Source organism: Roseibium alexandrii DFL-11, assembly GCF_000158095.2.
In the GTDB taxonomy this organism is placed as follows: Bacteria; Pseudomonadota; Alphaproteobacteria; order Rhizobiales; family Stappiaceae; genus Roseibium; species Roseibium alexandrii.
This window is the reverse complement of record NZ_CM011002.1, coordinates 1,597,247-1,618,524: the sequence shown is the minus strand read 5'-3', so window position 1 is coordinate 1,618,524 and position 21,278 is coordinate 1,597,247. Positions and strand designations below refer to the sequence as shown.

Sequence of the window (21,278 nt, the reverse complement as noted above, 5' to 3'; positions counted from 1 at the left end):
AACAGCGTTATGGGAAAACCGCTTCTATAAACAAATTTGGGCATGATCCCCGAACTTTCAAATCTAGTGTTTTCGAGTTCAAGGGTTTTGGAAACACCGAAATTCGAGTCTTCAACCGGCAATTCCGTTTTTAGGTCCACGCACACGGTGTTCTGCATGTCGGCAAGTGGACAAAGGTCAGCATCAAACTTCGGGACTGGAGCTGACACCTGCAAAGAAAAAGGGGCGATGCCGCCCCTCAACTTGATGACAAAGTCCAGTTCCTATTCCAACATCATGTTCGGACTTGTTCCGAACATCCATAAATTATTGAAAAATATGGATCCTCGGCACTAGGCCGAGGATGACTATTGAGAGGATTGAGGTTTGGCATTAATCTCAGGGGCATTGCCGCCCCATTTGGTCTTATTTCTTGTTCGCCAGGTACTGCTCCAGCCAGTGAATGTCGTACTGGCCGTTTGCGATATCCTGATTTTCAACCAGGTTCCGGAACAGCGGGATCGTCGACTTGATCTCATCCACGACAAACTCATCCAGGCACCGGCGCAAACGCATCATGCATTCCACGCGGTTGCGACCATGAACGATCAGTTTGCCGATCAGGCTGTCATAATAAGGCGGGATCTTGTAGCCCTGATAAACACCTGAGTCGACGCGCACACCCAGACCGCCAGGCGGATGGTAGTAGGTGATCGTGCCCGGAGACGGCGCGAAGGTTTGCGGATCTTCCGCGTTGATCCGGCACTCGATCGCGTGACCGTCGAACGTGATGTCGTCCTGGGTCATATCCAGCGAGCCGCCAGCGGCAATCCGGATCTGTTCGTTCACCAGATCGATGCCGGTGATCATCTCGGTCACCGGGTGTTCCACCTGAAGACGGGTGTTCATTTCAATGAAATAGAACTCGCCGTTTTCATAAAGGAACTCGACCGTGCCAACGCCGCGGTATTTCAGCTTGCGCATCGCACTGGCGACGACCTCGCCAATTTCCGCGCGCTGTTCAGGGTTGAGGGACGGGGACGGAGCTTCTTCCAGAACCTTCTGGTGGCGGCGCTGCAAGGAGCAGTCGCGCTCACCCAGATGGACCGCATTGCCTTGACCATCGCCCAGAACCTGGATTTCGATATGCCGCGGCTTGCCGAGGTATTTTTCCATGTAAAGGGCGTCGTCACCGAAGGCAGCCTTTGCCTCAGAGCGGGCCGTTGACAGAGCGGTATCGAGCTCGGCTTCGGTTTGCGCCACCTTCATGCCGCGTCCGCCGCCACCGGCTGCTGCTTTCACGAGAACCGGATACCCGATTTCGCGGGCGATCGCATGCGCATCGTCTTGCGGTGTGACTGCGCCATCTGAGCCGGGGACTACCGGAATGCCGAGATCCTTAGCGGTTTGCTTGGCCTGGATCTTGTCACCCATGATCTTGATGTGATCAGAGGTCGGGCCGATAAAGACGATGTTGTGTGCTTCCAGGATTTCAGCGAACCGGGCGTTTTCGGACAGGAAGCCGTAACCCGGGTGAACCGCGTCCGCGCCTGTGATTTCGCAAGCGGCCAAAAGCTGCGGGATGTTGAGATAACTGTCCCGCGCCGCCGGTGGTCCGATGCACACGCTTTCATCCGCGAGGCGGACATGCATGGCATCGGCATCTGCCGTGGAGTGGACCGCGACTGTAGAAATGCCGAGCTCTTTACAAGCGCGCAGGATGCGCAGGGCAATTTCACCGCGGTTCGCAATGAGGATTTTGGAGAACATGGCCGGACCGGCTCCTTATTCGACGATAATGAGTGGTTCGCCGAATTCCACCGGCTGCGCGTCTTCCACGAGGATCTGCTTGACGGTGCCCGCCTTTGTGGACGGAATGTGGTTCATGGTTTTCATGGCTTCGATGATCAGGATCGTCTGGCCTTCGGCAACCTTATCGCCGACTTGAACGAACGGCGCTGCGCCCGGTTCTGCTGCCGTGTAGGCCGTGCCGACCATAGGGGAAGCCACGGTACCCTGTGCCGGTGCGGCGTCAACCGGCGAGGCTGCCGGAGCCGCCGCAGCGGCTGGTGCTGCAGCCGGGGCAGCAGGCGCTGCAACGCTGACCGGTGCGCTGATGGAGATCTGGCGCGCGACGCGGATCCGCGTGTCGCCTTTTTCCAGTTCAATTTCGGACAGATTGGTTTCATCAAGCAGCACCGCAAGATCGCGGATCAATGCCGTATCGAAACTCTTGTTATCTTTGTTCATGTCTTCTGGCTCTCGTACTCGGGCCGCAACTAGCGCAACGCTGAAGGAAATGTCCCGGCGGAACCGGTCAACAAAGTTATTGCCATGCCACTCTGAGTATAGACCGACACGGCTGACTATTACCTGATCAACAACACGCTCTTTGCTCCGCCGGACTGTATAGCGGATCTAGATACTTTGTCTGATTTCCTTACGAAACCGACACAGCTCCTTATAGGCATTCAAATGAGGCAGGAAAACCCCTGAAAACGGATCTCACATAAAGAAATCCGCTTTCGGAAGGCGTTCATTAACAGGTTGTTTCGCCGCAATTCTTCAGGTCAGAAAGCTTGGAGTTCAGCTGATCGTAGCCGACAGCTCCCATCACCACTTCATCCCCGATGACATAAGACGGTGTCCCCGTGAGTCCAAGACGGTTGGCCAGCGAGTAAACCTCTTCGATTGTCTGGCCGGCCTCGTCAGTTGTCATCGCCGCTTGGAGATCCTCGGTAGAAATCCCCGCGCCGGTTGCGGCCTCCATGGCGCTGGCGAGATTGGCCTGGCCGCGACGGGTCATCAGCGCCTCATGAAATGCATGATACTTCTCCGGTGCAACGGAGTTGACCGCGATCGCGACCTGGGCAGCCTCAACGGACGGCTGCCCGAGCACCGGGAACTCTTTCAGCACCACCCGCAGGTCGGGATTCTCGTCCATCAACCGGACCATGTCGCCGTAGGCCCGTTTGCAGTAACCGCAATTGTAATCGAAAAACTCGACCAGCGTGACAGACCCATCCGGGTTCCCGAGCACCACCTGGCGGGTCGAGTTATAAAGAATGTCCGCGCTGCTGGTGAGCACTTCACGGCGGGCTTCTTCTTCAGCTGCCTGTTCCCGGCGTTCGAGTTCCGTCAGAGCCTCGGTGATGATTTCCGGGTTTTTCAAAATGTACTCACGGACAATCTTTTCAATTTCGCCCCGGTCGATGTCTTGTGCGATCGCAGGCGTGCTCAAGACCGAGATGGTCAATCCGAGTGCAGCTGCAAATCGGGCCATCGGCAAACGCAGCAAATTGGAGAAAGGGGTCATGTCATGCTCCTGAGACTGATGGCATGGGCGCATCAGCCGTGAGGTCAAAATAATCAGCGCCGTTGTCCTGGCACGCTGGGTGGTTTGTAGGCGACAATATCATCTGCTTGCAGCCATGCAGCTGAACCGCGGTTCAAACTTTTTTGAGCGCGGGCTGCGTACCGTTTGGCAGCCTCGAATTCCCCTCGCACCATCAGGCCCTTGGCAGTCGCGAGATCCGCTTCCGCCCGTTCCCCTTGGCGCCCATGCGCAATGGCAAGCTGTGCGTAGGCGGTGCCGGAGTTGGAATCGCGCTGAATCGCGCGCTTCAAGACGCTTTCGGCTTCCGCAAGATTGGCAGGGTTATCGGAGGCGACCAGGGCATAGCCGAGCCAGACCATGAATTGAGTTTCGTTTGGCCGAATCGAGAGCGCTCTACGGAACGGTGCGATCGCGTTTTTCGGATCACCACCTTCAAGGAGGGCCTGACCCTTCAGCTCATGAAAATAGGGGTTTGTCGGATGTTGCCGGATCAGTTTGTCGATCTCGCCGACAGCACCTTTGCCGCGGCTCTGCATTGCTGCAATCGCCCGTGCATATTGCGCCGGCAGGCTTTTGTCCTTGCGTGGATAGGCGCGCAAGGTTGCCGAAGGATGGCTGGTGAACGCAAACAGTTTTGCCTTAGCCATATCGTGCCGGTGCTGCAGAACGTAGTCCTCAGGCTTGTCAAAGTAATTTGACTCCTGGGCTTCCCGCAAAAGCCCATTGAAGCGGTCCTGGGCCATCGGATGGCTGATCGCGTAAGGGTCTGCAAACTGCTTTGAGAATATTTGTTGTTCGGCCATGCGCTGGAAGTTGCGCAGAAGACCCCGTGCGCTTTGACCTGTTTGATCGAGATAGCGCAGCGCCGCGCGGTCCGCAGCTGCCTCTTCGCTGCGCCGGTAGGCGAGGAACGACCGCTGGCCGAGAGATCCGGCGCCGACAATAGCAGCCGCGCCGCCGGTGGCGGCTGATCCCGATCCGCTCGCAGCACCGGCCGCCGCAGCACCAGCGCCCAAGATCATTGCGATAACCGACATGATTTGAGCGTTTGAAGCCGCGGCCCGCATGCGAACGAGGTGGCGGCCTGCAATGTGGCCGGTTTCATGCGCCAGAACGCCAATGACTTCGCCAGGCGTTTCGGCTTCCAAGATCACGCCGATGTTGATGAACATCCGGCGAGAATCGGGAACGAAGGCGTTGAATGTCTTGTCATTGACGAGAATGATCGTGGGTTCGGAACTGCCGATCCCGGCCACGCGGAATATCGGTTTCGCATAATCCCGCAAGAGGCCTTCCACTTCCGCATCGCGAACCAGTGGCAGTTTTCTTTGGGCGTGCGCAGGAGAAAACAGCACCGGCAAGACCAGAGCGGCAGCGCAGGTCAAGGTCACTGCTTTTCGCGCAGTTGCAGCAGGCGTTTTGATCAAGGAAGCGAGACCGCGAACGGGGGCGGCAAGGACTTCGTTAAGGCCTTTTTGGCGAGCGGATGACAAGGGCATTCCAAAGCGTTGAAACATGTTTGTGGCGAAGGTATGGGCCGGACCCCTTTGGGTCAAGAAATGCCGGATGCAAATGCAAAGATTTAACTGCATTTCAGTAACCAATTGGACGAGTTTCGCAGTGTCGGTGCTTACTGTAAATGTCATTCAGAAGTTATGGGCATTGAACCACCACGCCCAACGTGCACTGAATAACTATAGGATCCGGAATGGTACAAGACCGCTTTCGACCGTCAAAACGCAGTGACGTGGCTCCCTTCATCGCAATGGATGTATTAGCCGAAGCCGCCGGACTAGAGGCTGCCGGACGGTCCATCATCCACATGGAGGTGGGGCAGCCATCTGCTCCGGCGCCCAAAACGGCTCTGGCGGCAGCTGAGGCAGCGCTTAAACACGGCAAGCTGGGGTATACGGAAGCTCTCGGGATCAAGCCATTGCGGGAGGCCTTAGCCACGCATTACCGAAAGACCTACGGAGTGGATGTGCCGTCCGGCAGGATCATGGCAACGACCGGATCTTCCGCCGGGTTTAATCTAGCATTCCTCGCAGCGTTTGATCCAGGCGACCGGATTGTCCTGACCGCGCCAGGGTATCCGGCCTATCGGAATATAATCAAAGCTCTTGGACTTGTTCCGGTTGAAGTCGAAGTGGGGGCTGAGACCCGTTGGAGCCTTACGCCAGACCATTTGGATGCTGCGCGAAAAGACGGGCCGGTGCGGGGTGTTCTTGTTGCAAGCCCGGCAAATCCGACCGGTACCATGATGACAGCTGAAGCCTTGTCCGATCTGATCGCATATTGTGATGAGGCCGGGATTTGGTTCATCTCGGACGAGATTTACCATGGTCTGGATTATGCCGGAGAGCAGAAAACAGCTCTCGAAACATCGCAAAATGCCATTATCATCAACAGCTTCTCGAAATACTATTGCATGACCGGCTGGCGGATTGGCTGGATGGTGCTGCCCGAACAACTTGTCAGGCCAACCGAACGCATTGCTCAAAGTCTCTACATCTCACCACCGGAGCTGTCCCAGATCGCAGCTGCATCTGCGCTCGATGCCGTTCAGGAACTGGAGGCGGTAAAGGCAGGCTATGCGGCAAACCGCGAATTGCTTGTGAAGGGGTTGCCGGAGATTGGTTTCGACAAACTGCTTCCGGTGGATGGGGCATTCTACATCTACGCGGATATCAGCCGTTTCAGCAGTGACAGCCTCGATTTTGCAAAGCGGATGCTTCATGAGGCCGGGGTTGCAGCGACACCGGGTGTTGATTTCGATCCGGTACATGGCAAGGAGTTCATGCGCTTTTCCTTCGCCGGCGCACATGACGACATGAAATCCGCATTGCAGCGTTTGAAGGACTGGATCTGAAAACCGGAAGCGAAGCTCGGTTCTGAAACAAAAAGGCGGCCACAACGGCCGCCTTTGATTTTTTTAAAGCGATGCGCGGGGATCTTTAGAAGAACGACCGGCCGCGTTGCCACCAACCGCCGCGTTTCGGCTTGTCGGCTTCTTCTTCGCCGGACGTTTCACTCGTCACAACCGGTTCGGCTGGAGCAGAAGGCTTAACCGGCTCTTCCGCAACAGTTTCAGCTTCCACCGGCGCCTCAGATACCGGCGTTTCGATGACGATTTCTTCCGCTTTATCAATTTGAGCGACTGGTTCCTCAGTGCTCACCGCAGCTTCAGGCTCCGCAGCCTGTGAGGGTTCTACAGCTTCAGACGGCTCCGATGCACTTGCATCGACGCCATTTACCGGCTGCTCTAGGTTGCCGGTGTCGGCAGCCGCGACAGTCTCCGATACCGGTGCATCGGACGCAGCGGTCACTTCGGTCTGTTCAGCGTCCGGGTTTTCGTCAGAGACAGGTGCATCAGAAGAGTCGCCGTCAGAGCCGTTGGCATCGTCTGCCCGGTTTTCCATCTCGTCGTCACGGCGCCCGCGGCGACCACCCCGGCGGCCCCGGCGCCGTTTGCGGCGTGGTTCGTCGTCGTTGTCCTCGTCCGCGCCGCGCGCTTCGGCCTGTTCGTCATCAACGGTTTCGCTATCGGCGTTTGCTTCTAAGGTCTCTTCATTTTGAGCGTCAGAACCACCCCGCCGGCGTTTGCGGCGGCGCTTGCGGCGGCGATCGTTGTTGTCCTCGTCTTGGTCCTGCTGCGCCTGTTCTTCGGCAACCGGCTGCTCGGTATCTTCGTCGATGATATCGATCATGTCCGGCTGGACAGTCGCGGTCGGCACCGGCTGACGGTCACGGTCAATCAGGGCGCCGCGTTCCAGAACATAAAGCTGTCCGTTGACCATATGGTCTGCCTGGACTTCGATCCCGACCAGAAACCGGACCTCTAGATCGAACAGGTTCGAGCGTTTTTGATTGAGAATATAAAGAGCGACTTCTGCCGATGTCCGGATGATCAGATCGTGCGTCGCGCCCTTGAGAAGGTTGTCTTCGATGGACCGCAGTACATGGAGCGCTACAGATTCCACCGACCGGATCATGCCGGTGCCCTGACAATGCGGGCATGGTGTGGTGGAGCTCTCCAGAACACCGGTGCGCAGCCGCTGGCGCGACATTTCCAGAAGACCGAAATGGGATATCCGTCCGACCTGAATGCGTGCGCGGTCGTTTTTCAGGCAATCCTTCAGTTTTCGCTCAACAGACCGGTTGTTTTTCGATTCCTCCATATCGATGAAATCGATCACAACAAGTCCGGCAAGGTCACGCAGGCGCAACTGACGGGTCACTTCCTCGGCCGCTTCCAGGTTGGTCTGAAGGGCAGTGTCCTCGATGTTGTGTTCGCGGGTCGATTTGCCCGAGTTCACGTCAATGGAGACCAGAGCTTCGGTCTGGTTGATCACAATGTATCCGCCGGACTTCAGAGTCACATGCGGCGAGAACATGGCATCAAGTTGCGGTTCCACGCCATAGCGGATGAACAGCGGGGAGGGGTCGCGATACGGCTGGACGTTCTTGGCATGGCTCGGCATGAGCATGCGCATGAAGTCTTTTGCCTCCCGATAACCTTCGTCGCCCGCGACCGATACCTCGTCTATGTCCTTGTTATAGAGGTCCCTGATCGATCGTTTGATCAGGCTGCCTTCCTCATAAACGAGGCTCGGCGCGCTCGATTTTAAGGTCAGCTCGCGCACATTCTCCCAGAGCCGCATGAGATATTCAAAGTCGCGTTTGATCTCTGCCTTTGTCCGGCTGGCACCTGCGGTACGCAGGATAACGCCCATGCCTTCCGGCACATCGAGCTCCGATGCGATTTTCTTGAGGCGCTTGCGGTCTGTTGGCTGTGTGATCTTGCGGGAAATACCACCACCACGAGCAGTGTTCGGCATCAAAACGGAATACCGGCCTGCCAGAGATAGATAGGTGGTCAGTGCCGCGCCCTTATTGCCGCGCTCTTCTTTGACCACCTGTACCAGGATGATCTGGCGGCGCTTGATGACTTCCTGGATTTTGTATTGCTTCCGCATTGGAGCACGGCGCTCCGGCACTTCTTCCAGGGCGTCTTCAGCGCCAACCGATTCAACTTCGTCGTCGCCATTGTCGCCTTCATCGTCGTTTGATGCGGCTTCGACATCAGACTTGCGGCGCCGCCGGCGGCGTGCACGAGCCGGTTTGGCGTCATCTTCGTTTTCATCAGATGGGCTCTCGGCGTCCGCGTCAGCAGCCTGAGCATCGGCTGTGTTCTCAGCAGCTTCTTCGCCATCTGAGTTGGCATCAGCCTCATCTTCGGCGCTGCTGTCGGCAGCTACCGATTCCGTAGTTTCTGAATCACTGCCGGCATTTGCTTCTGGATCAGATCCCTCTTCGTCTTCATCCGGGGTTTCAACCTTTTCGCTGGCAACAGTATCGGCATCCGATTCATTGCGCGCTGCCCGCGACCGGCGCCGGCGTTTCGGCTTTTCTTCCTGTTCCGTCTCGTCAGGTTGGCGCTCGGCAGCTTCGGCTGCGAGCAAAGCCTCCCGGTCGGCGACCGGGATTTGATAATAATCCGGGTGAATCTCGCTGAATGCCAGAAAACCGTGCCGGTTCCCGCCGTATTCTACAAAAGCTGCCTGAAGGGAGGGTTCGACCCGTGTGACCTTCGCCAGATAAATGTTACCACGCAGCTGTTTGCGATTCGCTGCTTCAAAATCGAATTCTTCAACCCGATTGCCGCGGACGACGACGACCCGGGTCTCTTCCGGGTGGCCCGCGTCGATCAGCATCTTGTTTGCCATTATTGAATTTCTCCACGGCGGCGCTCATGTGCGCGCATCTGAAGCGCGCATCGCCCGAAAGGAGGATGGCCGCCGTACTTGTTTTGCTGTTGCGAGCAAGGGCGTCTGCGCCCGGCGCGTTTGGCTGATCAAAACAAGCGGCCGCACCTAAGGCGGGGGCTTGTTCGATGTTGATCAGCATTTGCATCACGCGGGTCCTTCGGGGCAACGCAAGCCCTTGAGTTAAGTCTATCAATCTGTGTTCCGGCTCAGCTGGCCAAGTGGCCATGGATCTGGTCCCGGTCGGGTCAGGCTGGTCTGGTTATCCGCTTCGACCCCGTAAGACTGCACGTTCAAATGTTTGCAGCGCGAGGGGCGATGGACTGTCAGCAACCGCCGATAGTCTGTCCGTTTGAGGTTTCGGATCGCCCGTGATACGGCAGAACGGCCTCTGTTCTATCGTTTTATGGGCCCGCAAACCGATGGCGTTGTGGATATGTCCATCCTTTTGCCACATCGGACAGTATCGGTTTCAAACCTGAATCCGTAAGGTACTTTTACGATCCGCGAACAAGGTTTGCAAGCAAACTGAACAGCCTAAGGCATTTTCCCTATCGAATAGGGGGCGAATGGCATAAAACCTCGAAGGTTCAAGGCGATCTGATTTGATGAGAATGGCTGATAACACAAAATTGCTGCGATCACCGGCGTCAAGCGGTTTGGCCCGTGTGTTGACGATTGCTTCGGCGGTTCAATGGGTTATTGCGCTCGCGGTCATTTCACTTGTGATCATTATGTCAGCATATGGGTCGCAGGTACTGGCATCTGAAAAGCCGGTCATCTCAGCCGCTCGGGTCGCCGGCGATGAAGACCGGACACGAATCGTTTTTGAACTAAATGCCCAGGTTACCCCTGTGATTTCCGCTCTGGGAACGCCCTACCGGCTCATTCTGGATCTGCCGGAAGTGACCTTTGCGTTTGACAAAAGAGCGCAAAATGCGGAGCAGGGGCTCGTTCGTGACTGGCGGTTTGGTCTGTTCGCCGTCGGAAAATCTCGCGTCGTTGTGGACCTGGTTGCACCGGTCCGGGTGGACAAAACACTGTTTCTGCCCTCGATCGACGATCAGCCATCGCGCCTGGTGATTGATCTGGTGCGGGCCAGCGATGAAGAATTTGCGAAGTTTGTCTCCGATACCCGGTCAAAGCGCACTGCCAGCCGGGAAGATGCCGCACCGAAAACCGATCTCATGACAGCGCAACGTGCGAACAGCAAACCGGTGATCGTACTGGATCCTGGGCATGGCGGCATTGACTACGGAGCGATCGGTGTCGGCGGAACTCTGGAAAAGGCGATCGTTCTGGAGTTTTCCAAACTGCTTCGGGACAAGCTTTTAGAAAGCGGTCTCTATCAAATCCATCTGACACGGGATGATGACACATTCATCCCGCTGGGAGAGCGTGTCCAGATCGGCCATGATCTGGCGGCTGATCTCTTTATTTCGATCCATGCTGATTCGGTGGTGCGCGGCAAAAAACTGGCGCGCGGAGCGACTGTTTACACCTTGTCAGACCGGGCATCGGATGACCTTGCCGAGGAGTTGGCCGCCAGCGAAAACATGTCGGACATCATCGCGGGTGTTGAACTTGAAGAAGAGCCGACGGAAGTAACCGACATTCTGCTTGATTTGGCCCGGCGCGAGACCCGGTCTTTCTCCGTTTATTTTGCCAAGACCCTGATTGGCGAGTGGCAGAGTGCGGTACGACTGATCAGAAATCCGCACAGATCCGCCGGTTTCCGAGTTTTGAAAGCGCATGATGTGCCATCGGTTTTGGTCGAACTCGGTTATCTGTCGAACGCGCATGATGAGAAACTCTTGATATCTGAAGAGTGGCGGGAGCGGATGGCGGACGCCATGACAGAGGCCATCCACAGTTTCTTCAGGCCGCGCCTGGCGGGACGGGATGGCGCGGTATCGCAATAACCGGTGCAACCGGCGAAAAAACATTCGGAAACCTTTAGCTGGTATTTGCCTCAGCATCGCCATAAATGTGCACGACTTAGGCTAACACTGCTATTGTCGCAATTGGCACAGATATGTGCCTGCCCTTAAATGCGTGGTAAAAGACGTAAGGGCATGCTGGACGGGGAAAGACGAGCCCGCATATGAAATTCTTGGTGAAGTTCTTTGGTTATCTATTTGGGATCGGCGCGGCCTTTGCCTTGCTGATGGCCGCTGGGGTGTGGATGTATCTACAACACCTCAATGATGGATTGCCGGACTACAGTGCTCTGAAGAACTATGAGCCGCCGGTCATGACCCGTGTTCATGCCGCAGACGGCAGCCTAATGGCAGAATATGCCACCCAGCGCCGGATGTTTCTGCCGATCCAGGCAATGCCCGACCGCTTGAAACAGTCCTTCATTTCGGCCGAGGACAAGAATTTTTACACCCACCTTGGCGTTGACCCTGAGGGTATTGCGCGTGCGGCTGTGCGTTTCATCCAGAATTACGGATCTGGCCGGCGTCCGGAAGGCGCGTCAACGATCACGCAGCAGGTCGCGAAGAACTTCCTTCTGACCAACGAGTTGCGCGTTGAACGGAAAATCAAGGAAGCCATCCTCGCGCTGCGCATCGAGCAGGCCTATACGAAGGACGAAATCCTTGAGCTTTATCTCAACGAGATCTACTTCGGGTTCGGCGCTTACGGTGTTGCAGCGGCCTCGCTGATCTACTTCGACAAGTCCGTTCATGAGTTGTCTTTGGAAGAGGCCGCCTACCTGGCAGCGCTTCCGAAGGGGCCGAGCAATTATCACCCCTACCGGAAAACCGAGGCTGCAGTAGCGCGCCGCAACTATGTGATCGATCGCATGGTTGAAGACGGGCATGTGAGTTTTGAGGACGGCGAAGAGGCCAAGGCAAAGCCGATCACGGTGAAGCTCCGCGGTCACGGCTCTAAGTTGTTTGCCGCAGAGTACTTCACCGAAGAAGTCCGCCGGGAAGTGGCTGACATCTTCGGCACCAAGCGCCTTTATGAAGGCGGGCTTTCCGTGCGGTCCACGCTCGACCCGGAAATGCAACAGATCGCGCGCAAGACCTTGATGGACGGCCTGATCAAGTTCGATCACCAGCGCGGCAGCTGGAACGGACCGATTGACCGAATCTCCACGGGCACCGACTGGGGCGTTGAACTGGCTAAGATCGAAGCATTGAGCGATCTGCAAGAATGGTCTTTGGCTGTTGTCCTGGAAAGCGGAACCAGCGAAGCGCGGGTTGGCATCCAACCGGAGCGGCTTCAAAGCGGGCAGCTCGAGGAAGACCGCAAGGCCGGCCCGCTGTTTCTGGAAACTATGAAATGGGCACGGGTCAGCGGCCGGGCACCGTCCGCCGTCTCGGATGTTTTGGCACCGGGCGATGTGGTCTATGTTCAGGAAAGCGCCGTTGCACCCGGTACATATGAGCTTCGCCAGATCCCGAAAGTGTCCGGCGCCCTCGTCGCGATGGACCCGTACACCGGCCGTGTTCTGGCCCTGGTCGGCGGTTTCAGCTTTGCACAGAGTGAATTTAACCGGGCAACACAGGCCTGGCGTCAGCCGGGCTCCTCCTTCAAGCCGTTCTTGTATGCTGCGGCCCTCGACAATGGATACACTCCGTCATCTGTGGTGATGGATGCACCGCTCGAGATTTCCCAAGGTCCTGGACTTGGGACCTGGCGGCCTCAAAACTACGGCGGCAAGTTCTACGGTCCGTCGACCTTGCGCACCGGGATTGAACGGTCGCGGAACGTGATGACCGTGCGCCTCGCACAGGACATGGGCATGCCGCTGGTGGCGGAATACGCCAAGCGGTTCGGCATCTACGATAACATGCTGCCGGTTCTGTCCATGTCGCTCGGTGCCGGGGAAACCACGGTTCTGCGGATGACGGCAGCTTATGCGACCATTGCCAATGGGGGCCGAAAGCTGCATCCGACCCTGATCGACCGGATCCAGGACCGCTACGGCCGCACAATCTACAAGCACGACAGCCGGATCTGTGACGGCTGTACGCAAAATGCCTGGGACGGTCAGAGCGAACCGACTTTGATCGACAATCGTGAGCAAGTGCTCGACCCGATGACCGCTTACCAGATCACCTCCATGATGGAGGGTGTGGTTCAGCGCGGAACTGCAACCTCGGTCCGCGCCGTTGGTCGGCCTGTTGCTGGCAAGACCGGGACGACGAATGATGAAAAAGATGCGTGGTTCGTTGGTTATACACCGGATCTCGCAGTCGGTGTTTTCGTCGGTTTCGACAATCCCAAGCCGATGGGCCGCGGCGCGACCGGTGGGCAGGTGGCTGCACCGATCTTTACCGAATTCGTCAAGCAAGCTCTCGCCGAAAAGCCGCCGGTGGAGTTCCGTGTCCCGCGCGGACTGCAGCTGATCCCGATCAACAAGAACACCGGATTGCGGACAGCGGGCGGAACGCCGGGCGCGATCCTGGAGGCTTTCAAACCGGGCATGGCCCCGCCGGACAGCTATTCCGTTATCGGGTTCCAGGATACAATGGGTGTTCCAACCTATGTGTCGCCTGAAGCCGGACAGGCGGTTCTGCAAGGCACCGGCGGACTTTACTGACGATCGCAACAAACGCTGTTGGCGGTGGTTTACAGGAAAGTTGCGGAAAGCTAATCTCCCGCTCCAAATTCAGCCCGGATCCTGAATCAAGGCTCCGGGCTTTTCACCAATAAGAGAGGTATCCGATGCGCGCCGAGATGGAAGCCATCGTTGATGAAATCAAGCAGGCCATAAGCCTGCTGAGGAGGCATCTTTGACTGGGATCAGGCCCTGGTAAGACTGGAGGAGCTGAACGCTCTTTCTGAAGATCCCGAACTCTGGAGTGACCCGGCCAAAGCCCAGAAACTGATGCGCGAGCGTCAGCAGCTTGATGACGGCATCAACGGCGTCAAGGGGCTGGAACAGGAACTGGCGGACAACATCGAGCTGATCGAGCTCGGTGAAATGGAAGACGACAAGTCTGTTGTCGAAGACGCGGAAGAGGCGCTGCGCGGGCTGAAGGACAAGGTCAATCAGCTGCAGTTGGATTCGCTTCTGTCCGGCGAGGCCGACGGCAACGACACCTACCTGGAAATCAACTCCGGGGCAGGCGGCACGGAGAGCCAAGACTGGGCCTCCATGCTGCTGCGCATGTACCGCCGTTGGGCGGAAAAGCGCGGCTACAAGGTTGAGCTTCTGGAATACCACGACGGTGAAGAGGCTGGCATCAAATCGGCAACGCTGCTCATCAAGGGCGAGAATGCCTATGGCTGGCTGAAAACGGAGTCCGGTGTCCACCGCCTGGTTCGGATTTCGCCTTACGACAGCAACGCCCGACGTCACACCAGCTTTTCCAGTGCCTGGGTTTATCCGGTTATCGATGACAGCATCGAGATCGATGTGAACGAGAGCGATTGCCGGATAGATACCTACCGCGCTTCCGGCGCTGGCGGCCAGCACGTCAACACGACCGACTCCGCTGTGCGCATCACGCACCAGCCCACCGGTATTGTCGTGCAGTGTCAGTCCGAGCGCTCCCAACACAAGAACCGGGCAACTGCCTGGGGCATGCTGAAAGCGCGCCTGTATGAGGCGGAGCTGAAGAAGCGCGAAGAAGCTGCAAACGCGGAAGCTGCGTCCAAGACCGACATCGGCTGGGGCCACCAGATCCGTTCCTACGTTCTACAGCCCTATCAGCTGGTCAAGGATCTGCGGACCGGCGTTCAAAGCACATCGCCGGACGACGTGCTGGACGGCAGCCTCGATTCCTTTATGGAAGCAGCGCTGGCCCAACGCGTCTTCGGCGGCGACGAAGTCGTTGTTGAGGATATTGAATAAGCTGATCTCTACCGGAGACCAGATTGAAAGCGGCGCTTGGGTGCCGCTTTTTTTGTTATAGCGTCAGCTTCGCCAGTCTCTCGCCAGCGCGCAGAAAGGTTGCCGGGTTGGTCGGCCGGTCGTTCTGGCGCACCTCATAATGAAGGTGCGGACCGGTCGAGCGTCCCGTCGAGCCGATATTGCCGATCACATCTCCGGCAACCACATGACTGCCGTCAGACGTCCGGATCTTGCTCAGGTGAGCGTAGCGTGTGACGAAGCCGTTGGCATGGCGGATCTCGACCATTTTGCCGTAACCGCCTTTCCAGCCAGCGAAGATGACAGTACCGGGTGCCGCAGAATAAACGCGCGCGCCATAGGGGGCTTTGAAATCAAGCCCGGAGTGCATTGCCAGCCGGTTCAAAAAAGGATCCATGCGCGGACCGTACCCGCTGGACAGCGTGCCGTTGCGGACCGGGCGTTTGACGGGCAAGCGGAGGGCTGCGAACTTCACCCGCTTCAGGGTATCGAGCGCGGTGTTAGCCCGATTCAGCCTGTCGGCAAAACTTGTCTGGCTGAGCGGTTCGAAGGGGCCACCAAGACTGGAGGAACTACGTACTGCTTTGTTGAGATTGGGGACGAGCGGCTTTGTGATGCCGAGAATGTCTTCGATCCGGCTTTCTGTTGCGACAGTGATGGCGTCGACGGCAGCGGTGCTTTCCGTGCCCATTTCCGAAATGTCGGCTTTCAGGGCGTCTAGAGCTGCCCGTTTTTCAGTCTTTTTTTTTAAGGTTCCGCCGGTAGGTGCATCAGTGCCCTGAAGAACGGACAGCGGATCAAACGGCTTGCGCGAAGCGTCCCGGAGGCCCAGCGCCTTGACGGGTTCGGAGATTACTTCGTTTTCGCCGCCCATGGCCGTGCGATCCCCTTTGGGAGCGGCTGCAATCCGGCCTTCATCGATGGCTGGCTTTTGGGCTGGAACCGGCTTGCCGGTGTTGAGGTAGATCCCGACGCTCTCAGCGCGTGCCATGAGGTCGGCGACGATCGTGTGGCGTTGATTGAGGTCTTGCTGACGGCGCAGCACATCCATCACTTGGATTTCAACGCTTTCCCGGTCAACCAACTGCCGGCTGTTCAACCGCTCAATTTCGGCGCGGAGGCGGGCTATACGGTCCTGATACTGGAGCGCAACTTCGGTGCGCTCGGCATTGACTTCTGCCACCACGCCGGATCGCATGACCTGATAGCTGATGGCACCTGTTACGATTAGGGACGCCGCGATGCAGGTCAACGCGCCGGCAATCAGATGAACCGGGCGGAGGATGTAAGTGGTCGTTCTCAAATCGCCTTTCAAAGACTCCCGGTGCGGTGCCTCTGTGTGAGGCACTTGGTAGGTCCGCGTCATTTCTGGGCGCTTTTTGGTCATCACTCGATCACTGCTGCATTCTGCATTTCACTTGTAATGATTAGAATTCCTTAAGGTTAACAATTCGTCTTCAAATGCAGGTTTTCAGCCGGTTAATCTGGCAAGAGGCTTGTAAAAACCGGGGGTTAAGCCTGCCTCGGATCGCGCGCGATCATTGAATGGCGGTTTCAAAGCGCCACGAAAATGCTTGCGTACATAGCTGTGAAACGCTGGTTCTGGGCGAATCCCTTGTCGATCACACAAGAATCGGAACCACTTGGCACCGAACGCAACGTGGTTCTTTTCGTCGCGGTAAATCACATCCAGGCATTTGGTTGTGTCTTCATCTCCCAAGCTCCGGGCCTTATCGATCATTGGCGGCGTGATATCGAGCCCGCGGGCCTCCAGGACGAGGGGAATGATTGCAAGCCGCGCCGCCAAATCGTGACCGGTGTCTTGGGCAGCCTGCCACAGACCATCATGGGCGGGCATATCTCCATAGGATGCGCCCAGTTGGCCGAGGCGGTCCTGCAGCATCGAAAAGTGTTTGGCCTCTTCCAGTCCAACCCGCACCCAGTCGTCATAATAGGAACGTGGCAGGCGGACATGGGCGAACCGGCCGATCAGATCCCAGGTCAGGTCAACCGCATTGAGTTCTATGTGGGCGAGGGAGTGGATCAGGGCCAGCCGGCCTGCGGTTCCCGACAGCTTGCGTTTCGGCATGTCGCGCGGGGCAAGCAGTTCCGGCTTGTCCGGACGTCCAGGACGGTCCGGCATATGGCCGTCTTTTGACGGTGAGCCAAGGGCCAGGTCGCGTTTGAACCAGGCCTTTGAAACTGCATAGGCGAGCCGGACCTTTTCAGCTGTATCGGCTGCTTCGACAATGGCGCGGGCGCCGGCAACAAGGTTCGCCGGCACCGGCTGAGTTTGTGTGTTTGTCATCTGAGCGTCCGACTTCATTATCAGCGCGCCGGGGGATGCGAAACTAGAGGGCCTTTACAGCCTCAAGAACGGCTTCAGCATGTCCGGGCACTTTCACTTTGCGCCAGATCTGAGCGATTTTTCCGTCTGCGTCCACCAGAAATGTGGCTCTTTCAACGCCCATGTACTTTTTGCCGTACATGGACTTTTCGACCCACACACCATATGCCTCGGCTGTTGCGTTGTCGGTGTCGGCGCCGAGACGCACCGCAAGATTGTGTTTGGCAATGAAATTGTCGTGTTTGCGGGCGCTGTCCGGTGAAATGCCGAAAATCGTAGCGCCGAGGTCCTTGAAGGCGTCGATGTTGTCGGTAAAGGCAATCGCTTCTTTGGTGCAGCCCGGTGTGTTGTCCTTCGGGTAGAAGTAAACCACGACCGGTTTGCCCTTGAGGTCGCTCAAGGTGAAACGGCTGTCGCCGTCCGCCTCAAGGTCAAAATCGGGTGCAGCGTCGCCTATGGCCAGATCGCTCATGTCGCCATCCTTCTGTCAAGTTTTGTGCGTTAATGCCGAATTCGGCAGCTGGGTGGGAAGCGGCTATCGCTTTTGGTGCTTGTTTCGCATTATCATATGCATTGATACGACTCGTTCAATGCAACGGATGTGCGGGCTTCTTGGAATAGTACGCAGTTGAAGAGATATCCCGCGGGTTGCCCGAGGGACAACGGACTGAATGTAATTGTCGCAACCGGACGGAATGAAAGACGAACTGCCCAAACCGGCCCCATGGAAACGCCGCAGACTTTTGCGTTTGGCCATTGGTGTGGTCTTTATCGGCCTTATCGTGTTCGTGGGCGCGATCTTTGTCTCAGGCCCGGTCACAGTTCCTTACCTTGGAAAACTTCTGGCATCGCAGGGGACGCGCGGGCCAGTCACCCTTTCGATTGAAAGCGCCAGTGTAGACTTTACAGCCGATGACGGGATCCGGATCGTCATTCAAGATGTGCGTGTTGATATCAGCGGCGGCGCACCGGTCACACTGGAGCTTCCAAGGCTCGAAGCGCCGTTGACCCGATCAGCCCTGTGGTCGGGAGACATCCGGTTCGCATCCCTTCATTTGAAAGAGCCGCAAGTCACGATCGCCTTGAAAGGCGGACCGGCAGTCATTCCCGAGATCAGTCAATTGTCCGAAGCCGTCAATCGGATCGGCAATGTGATCGATGATCAGTTTGTCCGCCGGGGTCTGACCTCCGTCACGGTCTCCGACGGGGCTTTCGACATAACAGGACCGGCGCCGCGATCCTTCACGAACATCAATGCGGATGTGTTCCGGTCTCCTGACGGCGAAATCTCTGCGAGCGCCCGCGTTGGCGGGCGGGTGACCTCTTGGCGATTGGATTTTCTGAGAGCGCCGTCCAAGACCGGGCCAGGCACCCGCATGGCGGCCGTCGTCAACGGGATAACACTTGCCGAACTTCTGGGGCCCGATGCTGCAATAGCCTATGGCAAGGGCTTGAGGCTGCCGGCGTCGGCGAAACTCGACAGCGTTCTGGATGAGAATGGGGAACTTATTTCCGCGAACGCCGTTGCGAGGGTTCAAAACGGCTGGTTCCAGATGGGCCGGACGTTGGTTGCCTTCGATGATGTCGCGCTGTCTGCGGTTTACCGCGGCCCGGACAAACCGATTGAGATCCAGACATCCCATTTTATCCGGGGCAATACGCGGATCTTTTTTTCCGGACAGATTGATCAACCTACCGGCGACGCGCCGGTCTGGGATTTCCGGCTTGAAACGGAGCACCCTCAGGTCGGGCCGTTGGATGTGCGTGAGCCGCCGCAAATGCTGGATGGCGCCACTGTCCACGGCAGGTTCAATCTGGCTGAGAAGCAAATTCATATCAGCCGCTTTTCTGTGCGTTCGGGCAAGGCAAGTGCAACCGGTGTTGTAAACATCCAGATCGGTTCAGATGGGCCATACTTGGCGATAGCTGTCGATGGCGAACAGATCCCGATTTCCCTGGCCAAAAAGGTTTGGCCAATCACCTTGGTGCCGCCCGCACGCAAATGGATAATAGAACGGATCAAGGCAGGCTTGATCGAAACCGCGTCCTTTACCGCCGCCATACGTCCACCGGGGTTCAATTACCTTGATCCGGATGCGGGGTGGTCTGGCGACGATATGGAAATGACCATGAGCTTCGTTGACGGCGCTGTTGCACCGGTCGGCGATGTTGCCGTGGTGGATGGCCTGTCCGGAACCATGACCATCGAAAACGAGGTCCTGACCGTCAAGGCCAGCGGTGGTACAGCCGATCTGCCCGGGGAAGATGATGTCGTCGTTCCTGCGACGGTTTTTGAGATCCACAACCTGCCATTGCGTGTCGGAAAGATCGCGAAGGTCGAGACGCGCCTTGAAGGCGAGAACGCGGAAATCGGCGCATTGTTGAATGCAAAACCGTTTGAGGTTCTTGACCGTGCGAACTTGAAAACCGGTGGTGTGACCGGGAGCGGCGTTGTCGATATCACCGCGAGTTTCCCGATGGAACGCGTGATCGACATGGACGATGTCACCTGGAAAGCGGTTGGCCGATCGGAAGACTTTTCCGACGAGAACCCGATCATGGGGCACCAGATCCAAAATGCTGATCTGTCGATCGAGGCAGATCGCAGCCAAATCGTGATCTCCGGCAACGGTGAGTTTGACGGTCTGAACGCGGATATCAACTTGGTCGTGCCGCTATCTGGAGCAGGCGACCCACGGCGCCAGGATGTCGTGGCGTCCGTGACGGCTGATCAGCTGAAGGCCCGTGGAATTGATCTGACAGCTTTCCTGGACGGCCCGATGACGGTCAGCGCGGGCAAGGCGGAGGGCGGTCAGAACATCAGCATCGACCTTCAAGAAACCGAAGTTCGGCTTCAAGCGCTTGGTTGGCGAAAGGCAAAGGGCGTACCGGCGTCCGCCTCCTTCAAGCTAATCGAAACCGACGATAAGAAAGTTGTCCAAGACTTCGAGCTGGTCTCGGAAGGTGCGGATATCTTTGGTCATATCCACTTGTCGGCGACCGGCGAGCTTACTGAAGCAACCTTTCCGCGCTTTCAACTACGGCCAGGGGATGATGCCCAAATCGATATCACCCGGGCGGACAGCGGCCGGTATGACATTATCTTTTCCGGCAAGAATTTCGACGGCCGGGGCCTGGTCCAGAGCCTTAGAAGCCCCGGAGGGAGCCAAGGCGCGGGCGATTTCGCCGACGGCGCCCGGATCGCAGTTGATGTTGCCCGGATGACCGGGTTCAACAAACGCTGGATGGAGAACGTCACGGGCCGGGTGGATACCGGAGCCCGCGGCTTGTTGGCCGCAGACATAAGCGGCCTCGTTGGTGGCAGCTCAGAATTCCGTTTTACGTTGACGAGCAATGGCGGCGCGCAACAGGCCGACGGGCGCTTTGACGATACGGGCGCCATGCTGGCGTTTCTGGATCTCTACAAACGTATGCGCGGCGGACGCGGTACCTTGAGTGTTGCCATGGCCGACGCCGACAGTTGGGTGGGCGATTTCAAGGTGCGTTCGCTGGTCATCACGGAAGATCCGGCCATTCAGCGCATCAGCACAACCAACTTGAACACGCGCGATGAGGCAAGCCGTGTGATCGTGCGCCAGCCCCAGGCCAACACTGCGGAAGTCGCGCGCGGTACGGCTTCATTTGAAACGCTGGACATCAATTTCACCCGGGAAGGTGATCAGATGACGATCAGCCGCGGCGCGTTGCAGGGCAACGCGCTTGGCGGCACGGTGGCTGGCACGGTGGATCTCAAACAGCAAACGCTCAATCTCACCGGAACATTCGTGCCGATCTATGCGCTCAACAATTTCTTTTCAAAGATCCCGCTTCTTGGCTTCGCGCTTGGGGGAAGTACGGGGGAAGGGTTGATCGGTGTGACCTACCGCTTGTCCGGCTCCTTGTCCGACCCGGTGCTGTCGGTCAACCCGATTTCCGCGATCGCGCCCGGTATCTTCCGCAGAATGTTCGAGTTCCAGCCGGAATAGCAAACTGATAATAAAAAAGCCGGGCAGGGAC

13 protein-coding genes are annotated in these 21,278 nt (G+C 57.3%); 5 read left to right on the top strand and 8 right to left on the bottom strand.

Annotated features, from left to right (window positions below; translation table 11 throughout):
* Positions 1-405: 405 nt before the first annotated feature.
* The 4 genes from accC to SADFL11_RS07470 all read right to left on the bottom strand — a co-directional run bounded on the left by accC (position 406) and on the right by SADFL11_RS07470 (position 4,815).
* Positions 406-1,749 carry an acetyl-CoA carboxylase biotin carboxylase subunit gene (gene accC / locus SADFL11_RS07485; RefSeq protein WP_008195221.1) on the bottom strand — a complete coding sequence of 448 codons (1,344 nt, stop codon included), beginning with the start codon at positions 1,747-1,749 and terminating at the stop codon, positions 406-408.
* Positions 1,750-1,764: 15 nt separating this feature from the next.
* Entirely contained in the window at positions 1,765-2,229 is a 465-nt protein-coding gene (gene accB, locus SADFL11_RS07480; RefSeq protein ID WP_008194390.1) for an acetyl-CoA carboxylase biotin carboxyl carrier protein, read from the bottom strand.
* A gap of 289 nt (positions 2,230-2,518) precedes the next feature.
* The gene (locus SADFL11_RS07475; RefSeq protein ID WP_228198252.1) at positions 2,519-3,295 is read right to left on the bottom strand and encodes a DsbA family protein; all 777 of its coding nucleotides are present in this window, start codon (positions 3,293-3,295) and stop codon (positions 2,519-2,521) included.
* A 53-nt stretch (positions 3,296-3,348) separates the two neighbouring features.
* Positions 3,349-4,815: a M48 family metalloprotease gene (locus tag SADFL11_RS07470; RefSeq protein ID WP_167579036.1), complete on the bottom strand. Its 1,467-nt coding sequence runs from the start codon at positions 4,813-4,815 to the stop codon at positions 3,349-3,351.
* Between the two features lie 209 nt (positions 4,816-5,024).
* Here SADFL11_RS07470 and SADFL11_RS07465 point away from each other — a divergent pair, with 209 nt between their 5' ends.
* The gene (locus tag SADFL11_RS07465; protein WP_040451902.1) at positions 5,025-6,185 is read left to right on the top strand and encodes a pyridoxal phosphate-dependent aminotransferase; all 1,161 of its coding nucleotides are present in this window, start codon (positions 5,025-5,027) and stop codon (positions 6,183-6,185) included.
* Between the two features lie 85 nt (positions 6,186-6,270).
* Here the strand turns inward: SADFL11_RS07465 and SADFL11_RS07460 are convergent, their stop codons facing one another.
* A complete protein-coding gene (locus SADFL11_RS07460) occupies positions 6,271-9,042 on the bottom strand; it encodes an Rne/Rng family ribonuclease (protein WP_008195240.1) in 2,772 nt (923 codons plus the stop codon).
* Between the two features lie 653 nt (positions 9,043-9,695).
* Here SADFL11_RS07460 and SADFL11_RS07455 point away from each other — a divergent pair.
* The 3 genes from SADFL11_RS07455 (at position 9,696) to prfB (ending at position 14,896) form a co-directional block, all read left to right on the top strand.
* A complete protein-coding gene (locus tag SADFL11_RS07455) occupies positions 9,696-11,003 on the top strand; it encodes an N-acetylmuramoyl-L-alanine amidase (RefSeq protein WP_008189200.1) in 1,308 nt (435 codons plus the stop codon).
* A gap of 182 nt (positions 11,004-11,185) precedes the next feature.
* A complete protein-coding gene (locus tag SADFL11_RS07450) occupies positions 11,186-13,639 on the top strand; it encodes a penicillin-binding protein 1A (RefSeq protein WP_008196001.1) in 2,454 nt (817 codons plus the stop codon).
* Between the two features lie 125 nt (positions 13,640-13,764).
* A protein-coding gene (gene prfB / locus SADFL11_RS07445; RefSeq protein ID WP_134852948.1) for a peptide chain release factor 2 occupies positions 13,765-14,896 on the top strand; the annotation gives its coding sequence in 2 pieces (ribosomal slippage) (positions 13,765-13,833 and positions 13,835-14,896; 1,131 coding nt in all).
* A 55-nt stretch (positions 14,897-14,951) separates the two neighbouring features.
* Here prfB and SADFL11_RS07440 read toward each other — a convergent pair.
* From SADFL11_RS07440 to bcp, 3 genes are all read right to left on the bottom strand, one after another.
* On the bottom strand, positions 14,952-16,301 hold the full coding sequence (locus SADFL11_RS07440) for a M23 family metallopeptidase (protein WP_008195937.1): 1,350 nt from the start codon (positions 16,299-16,301) through the stop codon (positions 14,952-14,954).
* A gap of 84 nt (positions 16,302-16,385) precedes the next feature.
* On the bottom strand, positions 16,386-17,222 hold the full coding sequence (locus SADFL11_RS07435; protein ID WP_040453331.1) for a ferritin-like domain-containing protein: 837 nt from the start codon (positions 17,220-17,222) through the stop codon (positions 16,386-16,388).
* 43 nt (positions 17,223-17,265) lie between these two features.
* Entirely contained in the window at positions 17,266-17,733 is a 468-nt protein-coding gene (gene bcp / locus SADFL11_RS07430; protein ID WP_008195776.1) for a thioredoxin-dependent thiol peroxidase, read from the bottom strand.
* Between the two features lie 223 nt (positions 17,734-17,956).
* On the opposite strand from bcp, the gene SADFL11_RS07425 reads away from it, so the two are divergent.
* On the top strand, positions 17,957-21,247 hold the full coding sequence (locus tag SADFL11_RS07425; RefSeq protein WP_008196572.1) for an AsmA-like C-terminal domain-containing protein: 3,291 nt from the start codon (positions 17,957-17,959) through the stop codon (positions 21,245-21,247).
* Positions 21,248-21,278 lie beyond the last annotated feature (31 nt).